The sequence below is a fragment of the Novosphingobium sp. genome, assembly GCF_032093395.1.
GTDB lineage: Bacteria > Pseudomonadota > Alphaproteobacteria > Sphingomonadales > Sphingomonadaceae > Novosphingobium.
The window spans coordinates 97,567-115,128 of sequence record NZ_DAMDBA010000004.1; the positions used below are offsets into that span (position 1 = coordinate 97,567).

The following is a 17,562-nucleotide window of genomic DNA, read 5'->3' on the forward strand; positions in this document are numbered from 1 at the left end:
AGTTGACGATCATGCCGATATCTCCCCGCTGACCGCACCGGCGGGGATCATTTCCTCGTTGCGCGACCAAGCGAAGGCGGTGGGGCTGCGAAACGTGCTGATGTGCTTTGAGAGCCATCCGTCGAGGAGCTGCTGCAACTCGGCGTCGGCCGCCTCGCTGCCGGCGCACCGGTCAGCCCCATCGCCGTCGTACCAGAGGTCTTCGTCCTCGAAATACTGACGCTCGATGACGGCAGTAGCGCTGAGCTTAATCTCGTGGAGGCCAGCCTCGACGATGTAGAAGGCATCGCCCTCGAATTCAGAAGCTGCCTCCTTGAGGGCCTGCTCGCGGGTCTCCAGTGGTCCCACGTTATAGAACTCACCGTTGCGGCTGGCCCACCAGCCGCCTTTCCTCGTGTCAGTCATCGATCGTCTCCGGCTGGGAGGGGTGGCCCACGGCGGCACCGTCACCGTGGGCAGGTTGTGCAAACCGGGCGGGGGGCATTTGTCCGGTCGGTGCTGCGGAAAGAGGGCGCCAGGTCGTGAGCATTGCCCAGAGCGCGCCGGCGCCAGCCGCGCCGCATAGGGCGCAGACCATGGCAAGAATGATGAGGGCTTCCCGAAGGGGCGAGCGGGCGGGCATTATTCGCCCTCCCCGCTCGCCATGCGACCCGACGGGCGGGGAAGCAGCATTTGGGCCAGCGCGAAGAACGCCGCGAGAGAGACCACCGTGCCGCCGAGGATGGCGAAAACGCCGAAGGCGGGGGTCAGGGCGAAGTCACGGACCGCTCCGTTGGTTTCCGTGAGGTGGGAGCACCAGGCGTCCATCCCCAACAGGGCTGCAAGGCCGCCGGCGACGACCGCAGAGTAGGTTAGGGCGGCCTTCACAGAACCTGCCCCAACAGAGCGAGGTGCGGGAACACGGACGCGACCGCACTGGCGGTCAGGCCTACGCCGCGCCAGCCGGTAGTCGTGAAGTGGTAGAAGGTGGGCGCGGCCATCGCGGGTCTCCAACCAGGCGGTGTGCCTGTCGAAGACTTGTATGCGATAGTCGCAGACTAGCCGTCAAGAACTTTTTCTGCGACATTCGCAGACAGCATTGGCTGGGTCCAAAAGTCTGCGGACTTCACATGCCGGCCGGAGAATGACATAGGGAGAACAGATAGGGAACAATTGATTCTGGAAAGGACCCCATATGTCGTTGTGCTTCCGAGTTCGCGTGTTTGGCCGCCCTAAGGGCCCCTGGCGCCGAGTGCGGCAACAGGCGCAGCAAGACGCGATCCAGCTGGGAATCGGCCAGTTCGACGAATGGGGCAAATTCTTCGTCTCAGTTCCTGGAGAGATCGAAGAGCTGCACGAGCGATTTATTGAGCAGACCGCCTAGGCAGGTCGTTGTCGCGCATCGTGTAGGACCAGACCCGACCCAGCACCAAGATGGGCTCACTGCCCAACATGATCTCCTGGTGGATGTCATCGGTCGAACAAGGCACCAATCGCGCTGGGTCGGCCTGGAACTCCTTAAACGTGGTCTCTCCGCCTTCAGTTTGAACGACATAGCGGCGGCCCGGCCATAGCGACTTGTCGTCGGGATCAATCGTGAGCGTCGTTCCGTCAGGCACGATGAGATCCATGGAGTTACCCCGCACAGTGAGAGCGTAGGCGTTCTTTGGCGTCTCCGGATCGGACACTGGAATGCGGCGACCACCCACCTGCTCCGCCGCGGTAAACTTCCCTGCGGGCACCGTGCCTAGGAGCGGGATGGTGCGAATTCGGCCAGCCAGGTCTTCCGGCTCGAAGATCTTTTCGATGGCGCGCATCTCATCTGCAGTTATGCGCCGCGCCTGCTTCCCTAGCGATTTCGAAAGATGGTTCTCGTTGATGCCCGTCGCTTCCGCGAGGTCGCGAATGGACATGTTCCTAGCATCGAGTTCCGCACGAATCTGAATTGGGGTCATAAGACCTGTCTGCCGCTGTCTGCGACTATCGCAACTGCTAATGTCGCATACTTTGCGCTTGAACTCCGTCTGCGAATATCGCAGAATAGGCGCATGAGCATCGTAGCGAACGCCGTGTTGGATCATCTCGGGGGCACCTCTGCCGTCGCGAAATTGATCGAAGCCCCCGTCTCGACCGTCCATAGCTGGCGCTCAATCGGGATTCCCAAGTCGCGGATGGCGCATTTGCGCCTGATCGGTAAGACGATTGGCAAGCCGCTCCCCGACAATCTGGACCAGCTCGTGCAGCGTGACGCCGCATGAGCGCCCGCTGCCCACATTGCGCCGGTAACATCGAGGAAGGCGCCCCCGTCACGCGCGGCAACTGGCGGGTTAGCCCGGCCGTCGTCTATCGCGACGGTGAGCAGCTCGCCCTCCCCCGGCACCTGGCGCGGGCCCTCTACGCAATCGCCTTCGCCAACGGCGAGCCGGTCACCCATCGCGCCCTGCCGGGCATCACGCAGCAGACCCTCGCCAATCACGTCACCACCCTCCGCCGCCTATTCGGTGACCGAACCCCCGTGCGCGCCACGCGCCAAGGCTTCATCTGGGATGCCCGCCCATGATCGCGATTACGAAGCGTCAGCGCGCCCTGCTCGACTTCATCCAAAAGTTCATGGCGGAGAATGACGGACTTGCCCCGTCCGTCATGGAGATGACCCGCGGCCTCGACCTGAGCAGCACCAGCAATGTTCACTCCATGCTCAACCGGCTGGAGCAGCGCGGCGTGATCCGCCGTCTCAAGTTCCACGCTCGCGCCATCCAAATCGTCGATCCGAATGACCCAGTCGCCCGCGCGAGCGATCGTGACCTGGTCGCCGAGCTGACCCAGCGCGGCTGGACCGTCACCCCGCCTTTCAATCTCCGTGTTCCTCATGGGGGCAATCCTATTCCGCAGGTGCAGCAGGATCATGGCTGACAATTCCAACATCGTCCGCGCCATGCGCGAGCGCCAGCAGACCATCCGCCGTCAGCTCGACCAGCGGAGTATCTCGCTCAAAGCGCTCAGCATGGACAGCGGTATCGGGTATTCCACCCTGCTCTCCTACTTCCCGAACCCAGACGGCGCTGCCGAACCGGCGCAGATGCCCGTCTCGGCGGTCTACATGCTCTGTGGGCACGTGCCGAACGATCTCCTGTCTCTGCTCCTGCCGGACGGAAACATGATCGTGTCGGTGCCGGAGGGCGTCGATCACGACGCCCTGGAGGCATGGTGCATCGAGTTCCTTCGCATCAAGGGCGAGGCTCACCGGCCGAACAGTCCGGCTGGCCGCGATCTCTCCGGTTGCGAAGACGAAAGGCTGGATCGGCACGTCGCCACGCTGCGCGGCATTTCCGATGCCGCTTGATCACGAAGCGATCATCGCCGGGATCACCCCGGCGCCGCCGGACCTCGCGCGTCTGGAGACGCTCGTGTCCCTCGCTGAAGAGCGCGACCGCCGCGCCGATACCAAGCTGACGATTGCTCAGACTGAGAAGACCGCAGCGACCGAAGCCCTGAAACGGGCCCGCAATGCCCGCGCCGACTGGATCAGGAGCAATCCCGATCCGCAGATGATGCTCCTTTGAGTACCCGACATGGCAACAGCTTACCGAGCAACCTATGGACCACGAATCGAGTGGTTCGGCACATCGGGCTTTCCTGACCGAGAGCCCAGCGATGCGCGCGCCTACGCAAAGCGCCTCGTCACCTACATAGCGGACGCCTCCACGGTGCGCGCTCATACAATGAACCGGTTTGGCAGGTCGCCGACCAAGGAACAGATCCGCAACTGGCGGGCCCTGCACGTCGCCGAAACCGAAGCGGCTCGCACCAGCCGCGCGCCGGTTGTCGAGATTACCCCGGGGAGCGAGGTCGATGACCTGTGCGCAACGATCGCGGCGCGGCTGGTCCACGGCGGCCACCTAAACGGGAGCGACGCGGCGGATCTGGAGATCGATCCCGATCCTGTGATGGAAGTCGTCGAAGCGCTGGAGCCGGGCGAGAAGCCTACCCGTCAGCGCCCGCTGACCACGGACGAAGTGATTCGCGACTGCGCCGAGCGTGTCGGCTCATCGCCTGCCGAGATCCTCGGCACCAGCCGCAAGGCCGTGTCCGTTCGGGCGCGACAGTTCGTCGTGGCGGTGCTGCGCGCCAGGGGGAATAGCTATCCGGCCACGGGGCGCTTCCTCGGGGGGCGCGACCACGCCACCATGGTCCATTCCGTAAAAGCGTTCTTCGCCGTCGGCATGAAAGACCCGCTCTACGTGAACGCCTGGATGGCAGCGGCGCCGTGCGCGACGAAGTTCGCGCGCTCCCCGGCCGAGCTGGATATGCTGCTGGGAGCCAGCCGATGAAGGGATGGACCACCAAGAAGCGCTTGGGCCCGGCGGCTGGTCCGTTCGGCAAGGCCGGAAACAAGTACGGCGCGAAGAAGTGCGAGTGCCGAGCCGGCCACGTTCACGACAGCAAGGCCGAGGCAAGGCGCTGCAACGAGCTCCAGCTCATGGAGCGCGCAGGTGCGATCATCGGCCTGGAGCAGCAGCCCGTCTTCCGGTTCGAGGTCGATGGGCGTCCCGTGATGCTCGACAATGGTCAACAGGCCCGGCTCAAGGCGGACTTCTCCTACATCGAGAACGGCCGGAAGGTGGTCGAGGATCGCAAGGGCGTCATCGTCCGTGACTTCCCCCTCCGCTGGGCGCTGGCGCGCACCATGTGGCCCGACATCGAGTGGAGGGTCGTTTGAGCAACCACCTGACATCCGAGGTCGACAAGCGGCAGGTGGGCAGCATGGCCCGCACTGCCGTGATGCGCCTCATGGCCGACAAGGCCAGCGACGACGGATCGGGGATCTGGGCGTCGAAGCAGCGCATGGCGGAGGAAATCGGAACTACGCGCCAGACGATCATTACGACCATCAAAAGCCTGATTGAAGACGGCCTCATCGGCGAGTGCGGGCAACGTGCGTGCGAGAATGGGTATACGGTCGAGTACCTGATCAACGTCCAGGCACTTCGGTCGCTTCCTCTGGTTCCGTGCCACGAGAAGGACCATCTGGAAGCATCGACCCGTAAAGCAGCTTTACCCGTCAAGCAGCTTTACGCCGCCCGTCAAGCTCCTTTACCCCACCCGTCAAGCAGCTTTACACAAACCCCCCTTGAACCTTTAAAACAAACACAAGGCGCGTGCGCTGGCTTGATTTCGGATGATTGGATGCCTGCCGAACTGCCGGTCGGCTCAAAGGGCCGCGAGGTGGTCGACGCCTTCTCGGCTGGTGAGCTCGCTGCCACGGTCCAGCACTTCCGTGCCCATCACCGGTCCAAGGCTACCCAGAGCGCCGACTGGCAGGAGACGTGGACGGCTTGGGTGCTGAACGGCCATCGGATGAGCGCTGGTCGCAGCCGGAAGCGCGCTGCTCGCCCTGCCCCAGCCGAAATACCCACCCTGACCCCAGCCGCACGGGAACAGCGACGGGCGGACGCGGCGGCACAGCGCGAGCGCCAGGCCAAGTTCGACGACGCCATGGGCAAGCTGTCCCGCGGCGAAAGCGACCAGGCGGAGATCGATGCCCTTCCCGATTACTGGAAGCAGGTCGGGGAGACGCGCGGCTACCTGAGGCGGCACGCCAACGGCACCTACAGCGCCAGAGTTCAGGGAGGATTGGCAGCATGAAGAGAATCATCCCGTGCCAGCTTGGCAGCAGGATCGAGACCGGCCCTGTCCAGATAGGGCCGGATCAGGACGGCTTCTTCATTCGCGCCGACGAAGCGGCCGCGCTCGCGGAGGCCCTCCGGGGCGTCATGCGCCACTCGAACGCCCAGAGATATCACATGGTCCCCGTCGCCGACCTGCAACGGCAGTTGCAGGCCTGCGCTCCCCGAACTGGATACCGCTCCTAATGCCGAAGTCCGATACCCTCGCCGCAATGGCGGCGCAGGCGACGCGCCGCGCCAGCCGCGCCACATCTCCCAAACCCGTGAAGGCAGATCCCTTTGCGCCTACCCCCGAGCAACGTGAACACGCCGTCTATGTCGAACAGGACATCGTGGACGTGAAGACGAAAGGCCGCGTGACCATTGGCAAAGCATTTCGCAAGCAGCCGCGCTTCGAGACGATGGAAGGCATCGGCACTGAGCAGATGAAGGCGCTGCGCTGCTACCGCGCGGCGTTCGACGCCAGCGAGATGTCTGAGACCAAGTGCGCCCTAGACGTGCGGCCGCGCGGTGCGGCTGGCTCACATGGCGCGATCTCTGCCATCGAGGCACGCGCATTCGGCGCGAGCACTTTGCGCGGGATCGAATGTCAGCTGGGCGCCCTGGTACACACGCTGCGCGACGTGGCGCTGATGGATCTGACATTCTCCGAGGCCGCGATGAAGCGGTTCGGTAGCCGCGAAGTCGACTGGATCGACATCGGCAAGGGCAAGCGTAGGCCGCGCTCGATCGTCAAACTGGTCCCGAAGTCTGGCGCTCACCGGCAGATCATCAGAGACGAGTTCTTTACCGGCCTTCTGCTGCTTGCCGAGGCTGTCGGCCCCTACCTATCCCGTGCGGGGATCAGATCAGATCGTCAACCGTAATGCCCAGTTGGTCGGCCAGGCTCTTGAGGGTCTGGACCGACCCGCCGCGTTTGCCGCCTTCGATCTGCGCGATCTGAGCGCGGCTCACGCCAGCTGCTTCCGATAGCGCAAGCTGGGTTAGCCCGCGATACTCACGCCAGACCCGTAGCGGGGTGTCGCCGGCGAGGATGCGGTTGACCAGCTCGGCCGGAACGTATTCGTCATCGCCTCGCTCCACGGCAGCCTTCACGCGCTCGGAAGCACGAATGTCCGCGAGGTCTTCCGCTGCCTCCTGGAGCGCCTGGTACTCTTCGATCGGTATCGTAACCATCTCACCCATGTGAGCCTCCATCATTCGTAGATGCTGCCGCGAGGGCCAATCTTCGTCACGGTCAGCACGACGCCATCGTTCATGATGACCCGCCAGTCGCCGACCCGAAGGCGGATGTCGTCGCTGCCCTTGAGGGCCTTGACGTTGTTCGCCTGCGAAGCCGGATCTGCAGCGTATGCCTCGACCTTCGAGACGATGCGGGCCGACATATTGGCGGGCATCGAGCGGAGCGTCTTGAGGGCTGAGCGGGCGTAACGGATCGGCTTCATGACAACGGATGTAACTCTAGGTAACATTGATGTCAACGAGAATGTTACGGATAGTTACATGAAATATGCCTCTTGCACTGGGCACGGAAACGAGGCAAATAGATACGGTACAGAATACGTGCGCCCGCAGCCTCAAGGTGAGCGGGCGTTTTGATTCATGGTCTTGCGCTTGGGAGGTTCTATGCCCAGCCGCCCTCCCCGGATCAACAAGCGCCCTCGTGCCAAGGCATGGCGCACCACACGAAAGAGCAGGCAAGCGCGCGGCTACGGCAGGCAGCATGAGGTCATGCGTGAGATCGTCTTGCGCGAAGAGCCTCTCTGCCGCCCTTGCCAAGACGAGGGACGCGTCTCCGCCTCCACCATCGCCGACCACATCCAGCCGCTGGCGGAAGGCGGGACTGGCGACCGGTCGAACTATCAGGGCATCTGCCAGCCGTGCCACCACATCAAGACAGCGGCCGAGGCAAAACGGGCCAAGGGTAGACGACTTAGTCGTCGTTAGGGTCGCTAGGGTATACGGGCTTACGGCGCCAATTCACTTTGATGCTGCCTTTGCAGGTATCGCAACCGTACGTGCTCTCGTCGCCATTTCCGCCAGACCGCGACTTGTCCTGCCCTTTGAAAGAAAGATAGGACTTCTTGCCGTGATCGAAGCAGTTTGTGCAAAGCCAATGTGCGGGTTGGCCCTTCTCCATACCTGGCTTCGGCATGTAGGCGAAGGAGCCACGGCAGACGTTTACAAGATGATAGCGTTCGCGCTCTGCCGACCAGTCTTTCAGGCGCACAATCTCTTGTTCAAGATCTGCTATGCGTCGGGCCGACGCCGATTGCGCCTCTTGAGCAGCAAAGAGCCCTTCTTGCGCTTCCAGAATGTGGCCCTGGAGGCTGATCTTGATCTCATTGAGGTCCGCGCCAGCTTGAATAGCGTGCAAGGCCTTCACGATGTCCTTCGCGGCCTTCAGGCTATTCAATCCCGCCGAAATTTCAGTGATCCCAACCATGCCGCCCCCGATTCGATGAAAAGGTATCAGAAGGATAGCCACGTCCCTCCTTGGCCGCATCATCAATCAGTCGGGACACCCGGGGGTGGGTCGAAACTTCGGGGCTGACCGGCACAGGACCGACACCCGACCACTTTTTTTGCGCGTGCGGATTAAACTTCTGGGTGTGAATTAAATTTTCGCTGCACATTAAATTTCGGAGGTGCCCGTGAAGCGAGGGCCGAAGGCTGAAACGCCGTCCGCCAAACTGGCTCGCGGCACATTCCAACCCTCCCGCGATGGTGGGAAGACCGAACTGCTGGCGCCCGGCGATCCGCCGCTGATGCCGGACTACATGACCGCCGCGGCGCAGGATGTCTGGATGGAGGTGCTTGGCCGCGTGATGTCGGCTGGCGTGACCGAGATCGATAGCGCCCTGCTCGCTCGGTACTGCTCGCTCGAAGCGCTTGTGCGCCAGGCGTTCAACGCCGGCGGCGACCCGCCCCCAGCCGCGTACCTCACGGTGCTGCGCCAGCATGAAGAACTGCTCCGCATCGCGGGGCCGAAGAGCCGCGTGGGCGGTGGCGGAGGTGCGGCGGATGTCACGAAGCCGGGCAACCCGTTCAAGCGCAACGGACACCGGTCACGCTCGTGACTACGCGGCCATTGCGCTCGACTATGCGAAGCGCGCGGCGGCGGACAAGAAACAGACCGCGCACTGCAAGTGGGTCCGGCTGGCCGCGCAGCGCCATCTGGATGACCTGAAGCGCTCGAAGAAGAAGGATTTCGGGTACTACTTCGACCCGTGGCACGGCAACGACGTCTGCGACTTCGCCGAGAAGCTGCCGCACGTCGAAGGCAACTGGTGCAAATGCGCGCGCGCCAAGGTGCTGGCAGGCGAGCACGACAAGCGCTGCGGCCTGATCGACCTGGAGCCGTTCCAGATATTCATTCTCGTCGTCGTGTTCGGGTGGCGAGACAGGGAAACCGGGCTGCGGCGGTTTACCGTCGTCTATGAGGAGCTGGCCCGCAAGAACGCAAAGTCCACGCTGACGGCGGTGGTCTCGCTCTACTGCCTCGCTTGCGAGGACGAGCCCGGCCCGCAGATTCTGACGGCAGCGACGACGTTCGACCAGGCCAAGAAGGTCTTCCACCCGGCGAAGCGGATGGTCGAGAAGACCCCGGCGCTTCAGGAAGCCTTCGGCCTGATCCCTTGGGCCAAGTCCATCACCTGCGCCGACAACGGCGGGTACATGCAGGCGATTCACAGCAAGTCGAAATCGCAGGACGGCCACAACCCGCACGTTGTCACGCTCGACGAGCTGCATGCCCACTCCGATCGCGGTCTGTACGACGTTATGGTTTCCGCCTTCGGTGCCAGATTGCAGCCCCTGCTATGGATCATCACGACGGCCGGGTTCAATACGCTCGGCATCTGCTATGAGCAGCGGACATTCGGGACCAAGGTGCTGGAGCGGTCGATCATCGCCGAGCACATGTTCGTCATCATCTACACCCTGGACGGACCGAAGGATTTCACGCCGGAGCGCAAGGAAGGGGACGACCCTTACGACGAGCGCACCTGGGTCAAGGCAAACCCGCTTGCAGCCGCGGCGCCGTCGCTGCTGAAGGAGATCCGGAAGCGTGCCATCGAGGCGAAGGCCAGCCCTTCCGCCGAAGGCAACTTCCGCACCAAGAACCTGAATCAGTGGCTCGGCGCGGCCTCGGCCTGGCTCAACGTCTCGCAGTGGATCGCGTGTGCCGATGACGGCCTGACCATCGACGACTTCATTGGGCTGGACTGCTACCTCGGTGGTGACCTTTCCAACGTCGATGACCTTTCGGCCCTGGTGCTGGCGGCGAAGACCGAAGATGGCCGCCTGCTCGTGAAATCGTGGTTCTTCTGCCCCGAGGCCCGGCTGGAGAGCCAGGATAACGCGCTCAAGCAGATTACCGACCTCTACAAGGAATGGGTCGGCTCAGGGCACCTGATCGCCACTGCCGGCAACTTCATCGATCACCGCGCCATCGAAGCTAAGATCCGAGAATTGGAAGATCGGCTGGCGATCCGCCGGATCACGTTCGACCAGTGGAACAGCGGTCTCGCCATGGCGTCCCGCCTCAACGAGGACTTCGGCGACGGCGACGATCCCTTCGCCGTCCAGCTTTCGAAGAACGCCAACAACTACACCGACCCGGCCAAGGAGGTCGAGGCGCGCGTAAAGGCAGGCTCTAGCCAGCTCGCGCACGACGGCAATCCAGTGATGACGTGGATGATCGGTAATGCCGTCGTCACCCGCGGCGTGAACGGCTCCATCCTTCCCAAGAAGGAAGCGGCCAACAGCCCGAACAAGATCGACGGAGTGGATGCCATGATAAACGCCGTCGAACCTATGGTGACGCCGAGTGATGAGGATGGGTCGATCGACGACTTCATCTCCCAGATGAAAGCAGTAGCCTGATGGGCCTGGGAACATGGGTCGGCTCGACGCTTCGCTGGTTCGGATCGGGCGAGAGCGGCAAACTCAGCGGCGCACCGGAAGAAGAGCCGACGCGCCGGAAGCTCGCCGCCACCGCCGCGATCGACAGCGCGGGCCAGACGGTCAACCAGAAGACCACTCTCGGCCTTCCGGCAGCTTGGGCGTGTGTCCGACTGAAGTCGGATGTGGTCGGCTCGATGGGCATGGGCGTTTTCGAGAAGTCGGCCGATGGCGGGCGGGTCTCCCGCAGCGACCACTGGCTTTATGACTTGGTCCACGAGGATCCAAACCGGGATCAAACCGCCGCGGAGTTCTGGGCGGGCCAGGTCGCTGCGATGGATCTCTGGGGTAATGCCTACGCGGAAAAGGAAACCCTTGGGGACCGCGTGACTGCGCTGACCCCGCTGGCCCCGCACCTCATGCAGGTGACGCGGAACCGAAATAACGAACGGGTCTACCTCTTCGCCGATCGCGGCAAGACCGAGGAGCTTCCGGCCGACAAGGTCTTCCACCTGCGCGGCCTCACGCTCGGCGGCGACGTCGGGCTCTCGGCAATCGAGTTCGGCCGCCGTACTCTCGGTGGCGCGATGGCGGCGAACAAGACCGCCTCGGACACGTTCCGGAGCGGCCTCCAGGCGGCCGGGTTCATGGAGACTGGCTCCACCAACTTGAAGCCCGATCAGCGCGCAGATCTGCTCGCCATCTTCGACAGCTTCGTGGGCGACGCCATGCGCGGCCGGATCGTGCCGCTGGAGAAGGACTTCAAGTTCTCGCCGCTCAAGATGAACCCAGCGGAAGTCCAGCTCCTGGAATCCCGCGCTTGGGACGTCGAGGAGATCTGCCGCTGGTTCGGCATGCTGCCCATGCTCATTGGTCATGCCGCCAAGGGGCAAACGATGTGGGGAAGCGGGATCGAGCAGCTCCTGCTCGGCTGGCAGACCCTGCTGCTCAACCCGCTTCTGACAAACATCCAGCAGGCGGTGAAGAAGCAGCTGCTGTCCCCGGCTGAGCGCAAGAAGGTCTACCCGGAGATCAACCGTGAGGCGCTCATGGCGGCGGACAGCGCGGCCCGAGCGGCCCTCTATTCCGCCTTCGGGCAAAACGGCGTGATGACCCGCGGCGAGATGCGAGCCCGCGAAAATCTCCCTGCTATGCCGGGGGACGACTTCCTGACCGTGCAGTCCAACCTTGTGCCCCTAGATCAGTTGGGCGCGGTCGCCGCCAGCGCCGACACCAAGGCAAGGGAAGCACTCGTCAGCTGGCTGGGTATCTCGTTGCCCAGCGGCAACCCCGATGCGGCCGAGCTCGAAAGGCGGACCGCCATCATCAACCACCTTTCGAAGGTGAACTGAAATGGTTCTGATTTCCCGGTTTGGCCGCAAACACAGCGGCGCCCTCAAGGTTCGCGACTTCGACTTCGAGGTGAAGGCTGTCACCGAGGATGGCAAGTTCAACGGTTACGGCTCGGTCTTCGGCGTCGTCGATAGCTATCAGGAAGTCGTCGCCAAGGGCGCCTTTGTCGATAGTCTGGCCGAGATCCAGGCAAAGGGCCGCCCGGTTCCTGTGCTCTGGCAGCATCGCGCCAGCGAGCCTATCGGCGCGTGGAGCAACCTGAAGGAAGACGATCACGGCCTGTTCGGCGACGGGCAGATCCTGCTCGATGCGGGCGAGATGGAGAAGCGCGCCTACGCGCACATGAAGGCACGCACCGTCACCGGCCTGTCGATCGGCTACTGGGTGCGCGAAAGCACTTACGACGAAAAGACGGGCATCCGTACCCTGACGAAGCTGGATCTCGTGGAGATCAGCTTGGTGACCTTCCCGGCCAACGATGAATCGCGGGTCGAGGCCGTCAAGTTCAAGCTCGCTCATGGCGAGCTGCCCACCGACCGAGAATTTGAGAAGTTCCTGCGGGAGGCAGGCTTCTCGAAGACCCGGGCCGCTGCCCTCGTCGGCAACGGCCTGAATGAACTGCGCCGGAGGGAGTCCGAGCGTGACCCGACGAGCAACCCGAGCCTCAAGGCTCTCTCGGACACCCTGGCCGGCTTCTCCCTGAAGTCCGCCTAACAAGGTTACCCACATGAACAAGATGACTTCGGCCGCGGCGCTCGCCGTGGCAGCGACCCCGCTTGTCCGCGAATTCGGGCAGAAGAAGGACGAAGGCGGCGCCAACGATGAGAATTCGCTGAAGGACCTCGAGCAGAAGCTGGGCGAGACGCTCGGCGAGGTGAAGGAGTTCGCCAAGGAATTCCGGTCCAAGAGCGCTGCTGGCGACAAGATCAACGAGGAAGCCAAGGAAAAGGCGGACAAGGCCCTTTCCGAGCTGACTGGCCTGCGCGGCGAAATCACCGAGCTTTCGCAGAAGCTGGCACAGGGCCGCCGTGGTGGCGGCGAGGAAAGCCCGATCCTCAAGAGCCTCGGACACGAGGTGGCCAATCACGCCGACGTGAAAAGCTACATCGAGGCGGGCTGCAAGGGCACCATCGGCTTCTCGGTCAAGGCTGTTACCAGCGCCAACGGATCGGCAGGCGCCCTCATCGTGCCCGATCGTCAGTCGGAAATCGTGACCATGCCCCGCATGGGTCTGCGGGTCCGCGACCTGCTCACCCCGGGCCGCACCGATGGCAACTCGATCGAGTATGCCTACCAGGCAACCCGCGAGAACAACGCGGCTGGCGTGGCGGAAGGCGATCTCAAGCCTGAATCGGACTACACCTGGGAGGTCGACAACGCCCCGGTGCGTACCATCGCGCACTGGACCCCGGTTTCCCGTCAGGCGATGGACGACATTCCGCAGCTGGAAAGCCTGATCGACGGTGAACTTCGCTACGGTCTCGACGACAAGGAAGACGCCGAGCTGCTCCTCGGCGATGGCACCGGCCAGCATCTGTCGGGTCTCTACACCCGCGCAACGCCGTATGCCCAGCCCGCCGGTATCGACGTCACCAACCCGACGATCATCGATCAGCTCCGCCTCGCCATTCTGCAGGTCGAGCTGGCCGATTACGCCCCTGATGCTCAGGTGCTGCACCCCACCGCCTGGGCCGGTATCGAGCTGACCAAGGACGCGAACGGCAGCTATCTGTTCGCCAATCCGCAGGGCATCGCAGGTCCGGTGCTCTGGGGCCGCCCGGTTGTGTCGACGAAGCGCATCGGCGCGGGCAACTTCCTGACCGGCAACTTCAAGCTTGCCGCCCAGATCTTCGATCGCATGGACACGGAAGTCCGGATCTCCGACCAGGACCGCGACAACTTCATCCGCAACATGCTGACGGTCCGCGCCGAGAAGCGCCTGGCGCTGGTGATCCGCCGCGCACAGGCCCTCGTCCGCGGCACGCTGGCGCCGCCGACCAACGGATAATCGGTCGCCGCAGCAATTGCGGCGAATTCCGCGGGGCGCTGCGCTCGCCGCGCCCCGCACCCTCCACAGCACCACAGGAGACGATGATGAAGAATGCATTCGTGCTCGTGGATCATCACGGCGATAACGGCACCGTTACCGAAGGTATGATCCTGAAGGATGTCGCCACCAAGCGCTTCGACGACCTGGTGAAGGCCAAGCTCGTACGCGAGGCCACGGCCGATGAAGTGAAGAAGGGCTTCGCCCCGGCGTTCACCAGCGAAGAAGGCGAAAAGCAAGCCGCGACCCCGGCCAACAAGGCCGCTCCCAAGCCTGCAAACAAGTCCGCCTGATGCGCATCTGCAACTTCGACGGCGCGCGTCCGCTCGGCGCGCCCAAGGACTGGGATCAGCATCTCGACGGCGCCTGCGGCGTCCTCCCGGTGCTAGACGCCGTCGATGAGCAGAGCGGACTCAACTTCATGTATTCGCTTTGGCGCCCGACCGCCGAGGACCTCGCTGCCTTGCAGGCCGGCGGAGCGCTCCGCCTCGGGATCATGGGTTCTTCGCACCCTGTAATCAATATGGCCGTGGTGGCGCCCGACGTCTGCCAGCAGGCCGGTGTCGTGGAGATACCAGACTGATGCGCGTCGTCGTCGCTACGCCGCCAGAGCCGGTGGTAACCCTTGCTGAAGCGAAGGCGCACCTGCGCGTGCGGCATAGCGTCGAGGACGCCTTGATCGAGGCATATGTCGCAGCGGCCACCGGCCATATCGACGGTCCGGACGGCTGGCTTGGCCGGGCGCTCGGCGATCAGGTCCTGGTGGCCTACGCCGACGTTTTCCGCGATTGCATGCGGTTGCCGTACGGTCCGGTGACGGAGATCATCAGCGTGAAGTACCTCTCGGGTACCGGCGATGAGGTGGCGTTGCTTCCCACCGAGTACGAGCTGCGCGGTTGGCTCCTGGGCTCCGCCTTCGGCAAGCGCTGGCCGTCTGTCCTTTCTCATCCCGAGGCGGTTCGGATCCAGTACCGCGCTGGCTACGCCGCGCTGCCGTCGCCAATCCGCGCTGCCATCCTGCTGATGGTCGGCGACATGTACGCGAACCGCGAGACGGTGACCGTAGGGACCGGTACCGGCGCGACGAAGATCCCGATGTCGGCCACAGTCGAAAAACTGCTCTCACCCTTTCAGGTCTTCGCCTGACCATGTCCGGCGGCAAGCGCGACACCTTCGTGATTTTCGAGGTTCGCCAGACCACGAAGGATCCCAACTACGGGACCACCGTCGAGGAAGACTGGGTCAAGGCCTCGGACGCTTGGGCGGAGGTGCAGGACGTGCTTCCGTCGCGCTCCGAGAGCATCGACGAAAGCCTGACGATTCAGCGCCGCCCGGCGCGGATCCGCATCGACTATTTCGACGGCATCGACGTCACCGCTGACATGCGCATCGACATCGATGGCCGCAAGCTCCGCATCGTTTCCGGCCCCGCCGAGAAGGGCCGCCGGAAGGAATGGGAGATGATGGCCGAGGAACTGAGCACGGAGGGCCACGAGCCGTGAGCGACAGCGAATACCACATGGTCGAGTTCCACCCTGCTGACGGCGGTCCGATGCAGCTGGTTCGAGGCCGGAAGAAGACTGAAGCCGAGATGCAGGCGGATGCCGAAGCGGCGACCGAGCAGGAAGAGCCGGCAGTGCTGCTGGTCCGGATCGTCGAGGGTTGCAGAGCGATCGGCGGCAAAGCCATCTTGCTGTGCGACCAGCACGGCAACAGATTGCCCGGGCAGGTGCGTGCATCGTTGGATCAGAACGTGGATCGCACGGAAATCACCGTGACCTTCCTCGTGGACGGCAATGAGGTCAGTTTCGCATGAGCCGGAACTCACCCGTTTCCGGCGGCCGGGCGCTCGAAGCGGCGCTGAACGCCGTTGGCAAGCGCGTCGCCACGCAGGCTATTCGATCCGGTCTCACGGCAGCGGCAAACCCCGTTCTCTCGCCGAAGCGAGGCTGCGAGCAAGCGGCTGGTCGCCCAAGGTGGCCGCCGCGATCACGAAGGGATCGTCGCGCAAGAATCAAGACGGCACCTTCTCGATCCGAATCTACGTCGATGAGCGCAAGCCCGATGGCTACCTCGGCTTTTTCGGCGAATACGGCGTCGCGCCACACCTCATCGCCCGCACCGGCGCGAAGCAGGGGCGCGTCGCGGTTCGCAAGGCTGCGGAAGGCTCCGGCAGTGTCACGCTGCGCCCGATGAAGATCGGCGACCGCTTCGTGTCCGGCATCATCCACCATCCCGGCCATGCCGCCCATCCGTTCATGCGCGTCGCGCTCGATACGACGGTTGACGCCGCCATCGCCGCCTTTCGGACCAAGGTTGTGTCGGTCATCGAGAACAGGACCGGCTTCAACGCCCTGGCGGGCATGGACGAGGCCGCCTGATGGACGGCGTGGTCGCGGTGCGATCGGTGCTGATCGTCGATGATCCGCTAGCACTGCTGGTCCCGGAAGATGACATCGCGGCCGGGGCCCGCCCTTTCGGTAGCAAGCTGCCTTCCGTGTCCCTTGCCAGCGTCTCGAAGGTGGATCGGAACATTCCGGCGCCGGGCGAGTGGCGGCACGTCCGCGAGCGGGTGCAGGCTACCATCCAGGCGCGCAACTACCCCGAGCAGAAGGCGATCCTGCGCGCCGTGCGCAAGGCCGCCGCCGACCGGCTCTATCCCGAGGTGCCGGGCATCCGCGACGTCACCATCCGCACCGAACCGGCCGGGCCGGACTTCCTGATCGAGACCGCTTCGATCTGGTGCGGGACCCAGGACTTCATCGTCACATATTCGGAGCCACGCTGATGATCGATACCACCGCCACCCGTCGCACGACTTTGAACGGCAAGACCTATGAGAAGGGCGACACCGTGCCGATGCCCGCGCAGCAGTTCAAGGATCTCGAGCCCACCGGCCGGTTCACGCGCTCGCCGGCTGCGAAGAAGGCGCCGTCCGTCTCCAAGGCCGACGAAACCAAGTCGAGCGCCCCCGCCGACTGACACGAGATTGCCGTCCCCGGCGATAGCCCGCCCCGGCTTAGGGGGCATTCCTCTGGAGAAATTAGATGACCGTCTTCACTTCGGCCGGGACGACTCTGGCCCTCACCAAAACCGCCCCGGCGACCTACAACAAGGCCGGTGTCGAAGCCCTTCTGGCGGCTGCCACCAAGATCGGCGAGGTCAGCGACCTGGGCGACATTCCGGCCAAGGCCTTCGACATCGTCACCTGGCGCAACATCGCCAGTCGCGGCGACAGCAAGGCCAAGGGCGGCTACACGCTCGGTACGCAGACGATCACCGTCGGTATCGACCCGAACGACGCTGGCCAAGCGCTCGTCGACACCGCGACCGATGACGATGACTTCTACACCGCCATCATCTCGCACCCGAAACTCGGCGTGATCTCCGGTCGCGCCCTGGTAATGGGCGGCCCGCGCAATTACGGCGACGCGAACACCATCGCCACCCGGCAGATCACCCTCGAATACTCGATCGTCTCCGAAGATGAAGACGGCCTGGTGATCTACACGCCGGAAGACTGATCCACCCGATACGCCCCTGAGATTAAACCCCGCTTCTGCGGGGTTTTTCATGTCGGTCGGTTGTTAG

General features: G+C 63.7%; 31 protein-coding genes. 25 read left to right on the plus strand and 6 right to left on the minus strand.

All coding sequences use genetic code 11. The features are described 5' to 3' along the window. Positions 1-9 precede the first annotated feature (9 nt). The 3 genes from RT424_RS02660 to RT424_RS02670 form a co-directional block, all read right to left on the minus strand. A complete protein-coding gene (locus RT424_RS02660; RefSeq protein WP_313434327.1) occupies positions 10-405 on the minus strand; it encodes a hypothetical protein in 396 nt (131 codons plus the stop codon). A gap of 216 nt (positions 406-621) precedes the next feature. Then, positions 622-867 carry a hypothetical protein gene (locus tag RT424_RS02665; RefSeq protein ID WP_313434328.1) on the minus strand — a complete coding sequence of 82 codons (246 nt, stop codon included), beginning with the start codon at positions 865-867 and terminating at the stop codon, positions 622-624. Positions 868-1,343: 476 nt separating this feature from the next. Then, positions 1,344-2,060, minus strand: a complete 717-nt coding sequence (locus tag RT424_RS02670; RefSeq protein WP_313434329.1) for a S24 family peptidase — start codon at positions 2,058-2,060, stop codon at positions 1,344-1,346. Between RT424_RS02670 and RT424_RS02675 the strand changes: the two genes are divergently transcribed. From RT424_RS02675 to RT424_RS02720, 10 genes are read left to right on the plus strand one after another with little or no spacing between them, the layout of a single operon-like run. After that, on the plus strand, positions 2,028-2,237 hold the full coding sequence (locus RT424_RS02675) for a hypothetical protein (RefSeq protein ID WP_313434331.1): 210 nt from the start codon (positions 2,028-2,030) through the stop codon (positions 2,235-2,237). The two genes, RT424_RS02670 and RT424_RS02675, sit on opposite strands and share 33 nt — an antisense overlap. Next, a complete protein-coding gene (locus RT424_RS02680; RefSeq protein WP_313434332.1) occupies positions 2,234-2,539 on the plus strand; it encodes a hypothetical protein in 306 nt (101 codons plus the stop codon). The genes RT424_RS02675 and RT424_RS02680 overlap by 4 nt, the downstream gene beginning before the upstream one ends. Beyond that, positions 2,536-2,892, plus strand: coding sequence for a hypothetical protein (locus RT424_RS02685; RefSeq protein WP_313434333.1), 357 nt, complete (start codon positions 2,536-2,538; stop codon positions 2,890-2,892). Before RT424_RS02680 ends, RT424_RS02685 begins: the two co-directional genes overlap by 4 nt. Next, complete coding sequence (locus tag RT424_RS02690; RefSeq protein ID WP_313434334.1) at positions 2,885-3,322, plus strand: hypothetical protein; 438 nt, start codon at positions 2,885-2,887, stop codon at positions 3,320-3,322. The genes RT424_RS02685 and RT424_RS02690 overlap by 8 nt, the downstream gene beginning before the upstream one ends. Continuing rightward, positions 3,312-3,542: a hypothetical protein gene (locus RT424_RS02695; RefSeq protein ID WP_313434336.1), complete on the plus strand. Its 231-nt coding sequence runs from the start codon at positions 3,312-3,314 to the stop codon at positions 3,540-3,542. The genes RT424_RS02690 and RT424_RS02695 overlap by 11 nt, the downstream gene beginning before the upstream one ends. A gap of 9 nt (positions 3,543-3,551) precedes the next feature. After that, entirely contained in the window at positions 3,552-4,310 is a 759-nt protein-coding gene (locus RT424_RS02700) for a helix-turn-helix domain-containing protein (protein ID WP_313434338.1), read from the plus strand. Beyond that, positions 4,307-4,699 carry a DUF1064 domain-containing protein gene (locus tag RT424_RS02705; RefSeq protein ID WP_313434339.1) on the plus strand — a complete coding sequence of 131 codons (393 nt, stop codon included), beginning with the start codon at positions 4,307-4,309 and terminating at the stop codon, positions 4,697-4,699. Before RT424_RS02700 ends, RT424_RS02705 begins: the two co-directional genes overlap by 4 nt. After that, positions 4,696-5,625 (plus strand): helix-turn-helix domain-containing protein, encoded by a 930-nt coding sequence (locus RT424_RS02710; protein WP_313434340.1) that lies wholly within the window; start codon positions 4,696-4,698, stop codon positions 5,623-5,625. The genes RT424_RS02705 and RT424_RS02710 overlap by 4 nt, the downstream gene beginning before the upstream one ends. Beyond that, entirely contained in the window at positions 5,622-5,852 is a 231-nt protein-coding gene (locus RT424_RS02715; protein WP_313434342.1) for a hypothetical protein, read from the plus strand. Before RT424_RS02710 ends, RT424_RS02715 begins: the two co-directional genes overlap by 4 nt. Beyond that, positions 5,852-6,532 (plus strand): hypothetical protein, encoded by a 681-nt coding sequence (locus RT424_RS02720; RefSeq protein ID WP_313434343.1) that lies wholly within the window; start codon positions 5,852-5,854, stop codon positions 6,530-6,532. Before RT424_RS02715 ends, RT424_RS02720 begins: the two co-directional genes overlap by 1 nt. On the opposite strand, the gene RT424_RS02725 is transcribed toward RT424_RS02720, so the two are convergent. Further along, positions 6,510-6,851: a helix-turn-helix transcriptional regulator gene (locus RT424_RS02725; RefSeq protein ID WP_313434344.1), complete on the minus strand. Its 342-nt coding sequence runs from the start codon at positions 6,849-6,851 to the stop codon at positions 6,510-6,512. The genes RT424_RS02720 and RT424_RS02725 overlap by 23 nt on opposite strands. Positions 6,852-6,862: 11 nt before the next feature. Further along, positions 6,863-7,111, minus strand: a complete 249-nt coding sequence (locus tag RT424_RS02730; RefSeq protein ID WP_313434346.1) for a type II toxin-antitoxin system RelE/ParE family toxin — start codon at positions 7,109-7,111, stop codon at positions 6,863-6,865. Positions 7,112-7,397: 286 nt separating this feature from the next. Between RT424_RS02730 and RT424_RS02735 the strand changes: the two genes are divergently transcribed. Further along, positions 7,398-7,613: an HNH endonuclease signature motif containing protein gene (locus RT424_RS02735; protein ID WP_313434401.1), complete on the plus strand. Its 216-nt coding sequence runs from the start codon at positions 7,398-7,400 to the stop codon at positions 7,611-7,613. Here RT424_RS02735 and RT424_RS02740 read toward each other — a convergent pair. Beyond that, on the minus strand, positions 7,600-8,154 hold the full coding sequence (locus tag RT424_RS02740) for a hypothetical protein (protein ID WP_313434347.1): 555 nt from the start codon (positions 8,152-8,154) through the stop codon (positions 7,600-7,602). The two genes, RT424_RS02735 and RT424_RS02740, sit on opposite strands and share 14 nt — an antisense overlap. A gap of 166 nt (positions 8,155-8,320) precedes the next feature. Here RT424_RS02740 and RT424_RS02745 point away from each other — a divergent pair, with 166 nt between their 5' ends. From RT424_RS02745 to RT424_RS02810, 14 genes are all read left to right on the plus strand, one after another. Further along, on the plus strand, positions 8,321-8,746 hold the full coding sequence (locus tag RT424_RS02745; protein ID WP_313434348.1) for a hypothetical protein: 426 nt from the start codon (positions 8,321-8,323) through the stop codon (positions 8,744-8,746). After that, on the plus strand, positions 8,691-10,553 hold the full coding sequence (locus tag RT424_RS02750) for a terminase large subunit domain-containing protein (protein WP_313434349.1): 1,863 nt from the start codon (positions 8,691-8,693) through the stop codon (positions 10,551-10,553). Before RT424_RS02745 ends, RT424_RS02750 begins: the two co-directional genes overlap by 56 nt. Then, on the plus strand, positions 10,553-11,923 hold the full coding sequence (locus RT424_RS02755; protein ID WP_313434350.1) for a phage portal protein: 1,371 nt from the start codon (positions 10,553-10,555) through the stop codon (positions 11,921-11,923). The genes RT424_RS02750 and RT424_RS02755 overlap by 1 nt, the downstream gene beginning before the upstream one ends. A gap of 1 nt (position 11,924) precedes the next feature. Beyond that, positions 11,925-12,638, plus strand: coding sequence for an HK97 family phage prohead protease (locus RT424_RS02760; protein ID WP_313434351.1), 714 nt, complete (start codon positions 11,925-11,927; stop codon positions 12,636-12,638). 13 nt (positions 12,639-12,651) lie between these two features. Further along, on the plus strand, positions 12,652-13,932 hold the full coding sequence (locus RT424_RS02765) for a phage major capsid protein (RefSeq protein ID WP_313434353.1): 1,281 nt from the start codon (positions 12,652-12,654) through the stop codon (positions 13,930-13,932). Positions 13,933-14,018: 86 nt separating this feature from the next. After that, on the plus strand, positions 14,019-14,264 hold the full coding sequence (locus tag RT424_RS02770; RefSeq protein WP_313434355.1) for a hypothetical protein: 246 nt from the start codon (positions 14,019-14,021) through the stop codon (positions 14,262-14,264). Continuing rightward, positions 14,264-14,554 (plus strand): hypothetical protein, encoded by a 291-nt coding sequence (locus RT424_RS02775; RefSeq protein WP_313434356.1) that lies wholly within the window; start codon positions 14,264-14,266, stop codon positions 14,552-14,554. The genes RT424_RS02770 and RT424_RS02775 overlap by 1 nt, the downstream gene beginning before the upstream one ends. Continuing rightward, the gene (locus RT424_RS02780) at positions 14,554-15,117 is read left to right on the plus strand and encodes a head-tail connector protein (protein ID WP_313434357.1); all 564 of its coding nucleotides are present in this window, start codon (positions 14,554-14,556) and stop codon (positions 15,115-15,117) included. Before RT424_RS02775 ends, RT424_RS02780 begins: the two co-directional genes overlap by 1 nt. A 2-nt stretch (positions 15,118-15,119) precedes the next feature. Next, a complete protein-coding gene (locus tag RT424_RS02785) occupies positions 15,120-15,473 on the plus strand; it encodes a phage head closure protein (protein ID WP_313434359.1) in 354 nt (117 codons plus the stop codon). Further along, on the plus strand, positions 15,470-15,787 hold the full coding sequence (locus tag RT424_RS02790) for a hypothetical protein (RefSeq protein ID WP_313434360.1): 318 nt from the start codon (positions 15,470-15,472) through the stop codon (positions 15,785-15,787). Before RT424_RS02785 ends, RT424_RS02790 begins: the two co-directional genes overlap by 4 nt. A 160-nt stretch (positions 15,788-15,947) precedes the next feature. Further along, positions 15,948-16,352 carry a hypothetical protein gene (locus RT424_RS02795; protein WP_313434362.1) on the plus strand — a complete coding sequence of 135 codons (405 nt, stop codon included), beginning with the start codon at positions 15,948-15,950 and terminating at the stop codon, positions 16,350-16,352. After that, on the plus strand, positions 16,352-16,759 hold the full coding sequence (locus tag RT424_RS02800; protein ID WP_313434363.1) for a hypothetical protein: 408 nt from the start codon (positions 16,352-16,354) through the stop codon (positions 16,757-16,759). Before RT424_RS02795 ends, RT424_RS02800 begins: the two co-directional genes overlap by 1 nt. Further along, the gene (locus RT424_RS02805) at positions 16,759-16,953 is read left to right on the plus strand and encodes a hypothetical protein (protein WP_313434365.1); all 195 of its coding nucleotides are present in this window, start codon (positions 16,759-16,761) and stop codon (positions 16,951-16,953) included. The genes RT424_RS02800 and RT424_RS02805 overlap by 1 nt, the downstream gene beginning before the upstream one ends. A gap of 65 nt (positions 16,954-17,018) precedes the next feature. Next, on the plus strand, positions 17,019-17,495 hold the full coding sequence (locus RT424_RS02810) for a hypothetical protein (protein ID WP_313434367.1): 477 nt from the start codon (positions 17,019-17,021) through the stop codon (positions 17,493-17,495). Positions 17,496-17,562: the final 67 nt, after the last annotated feature.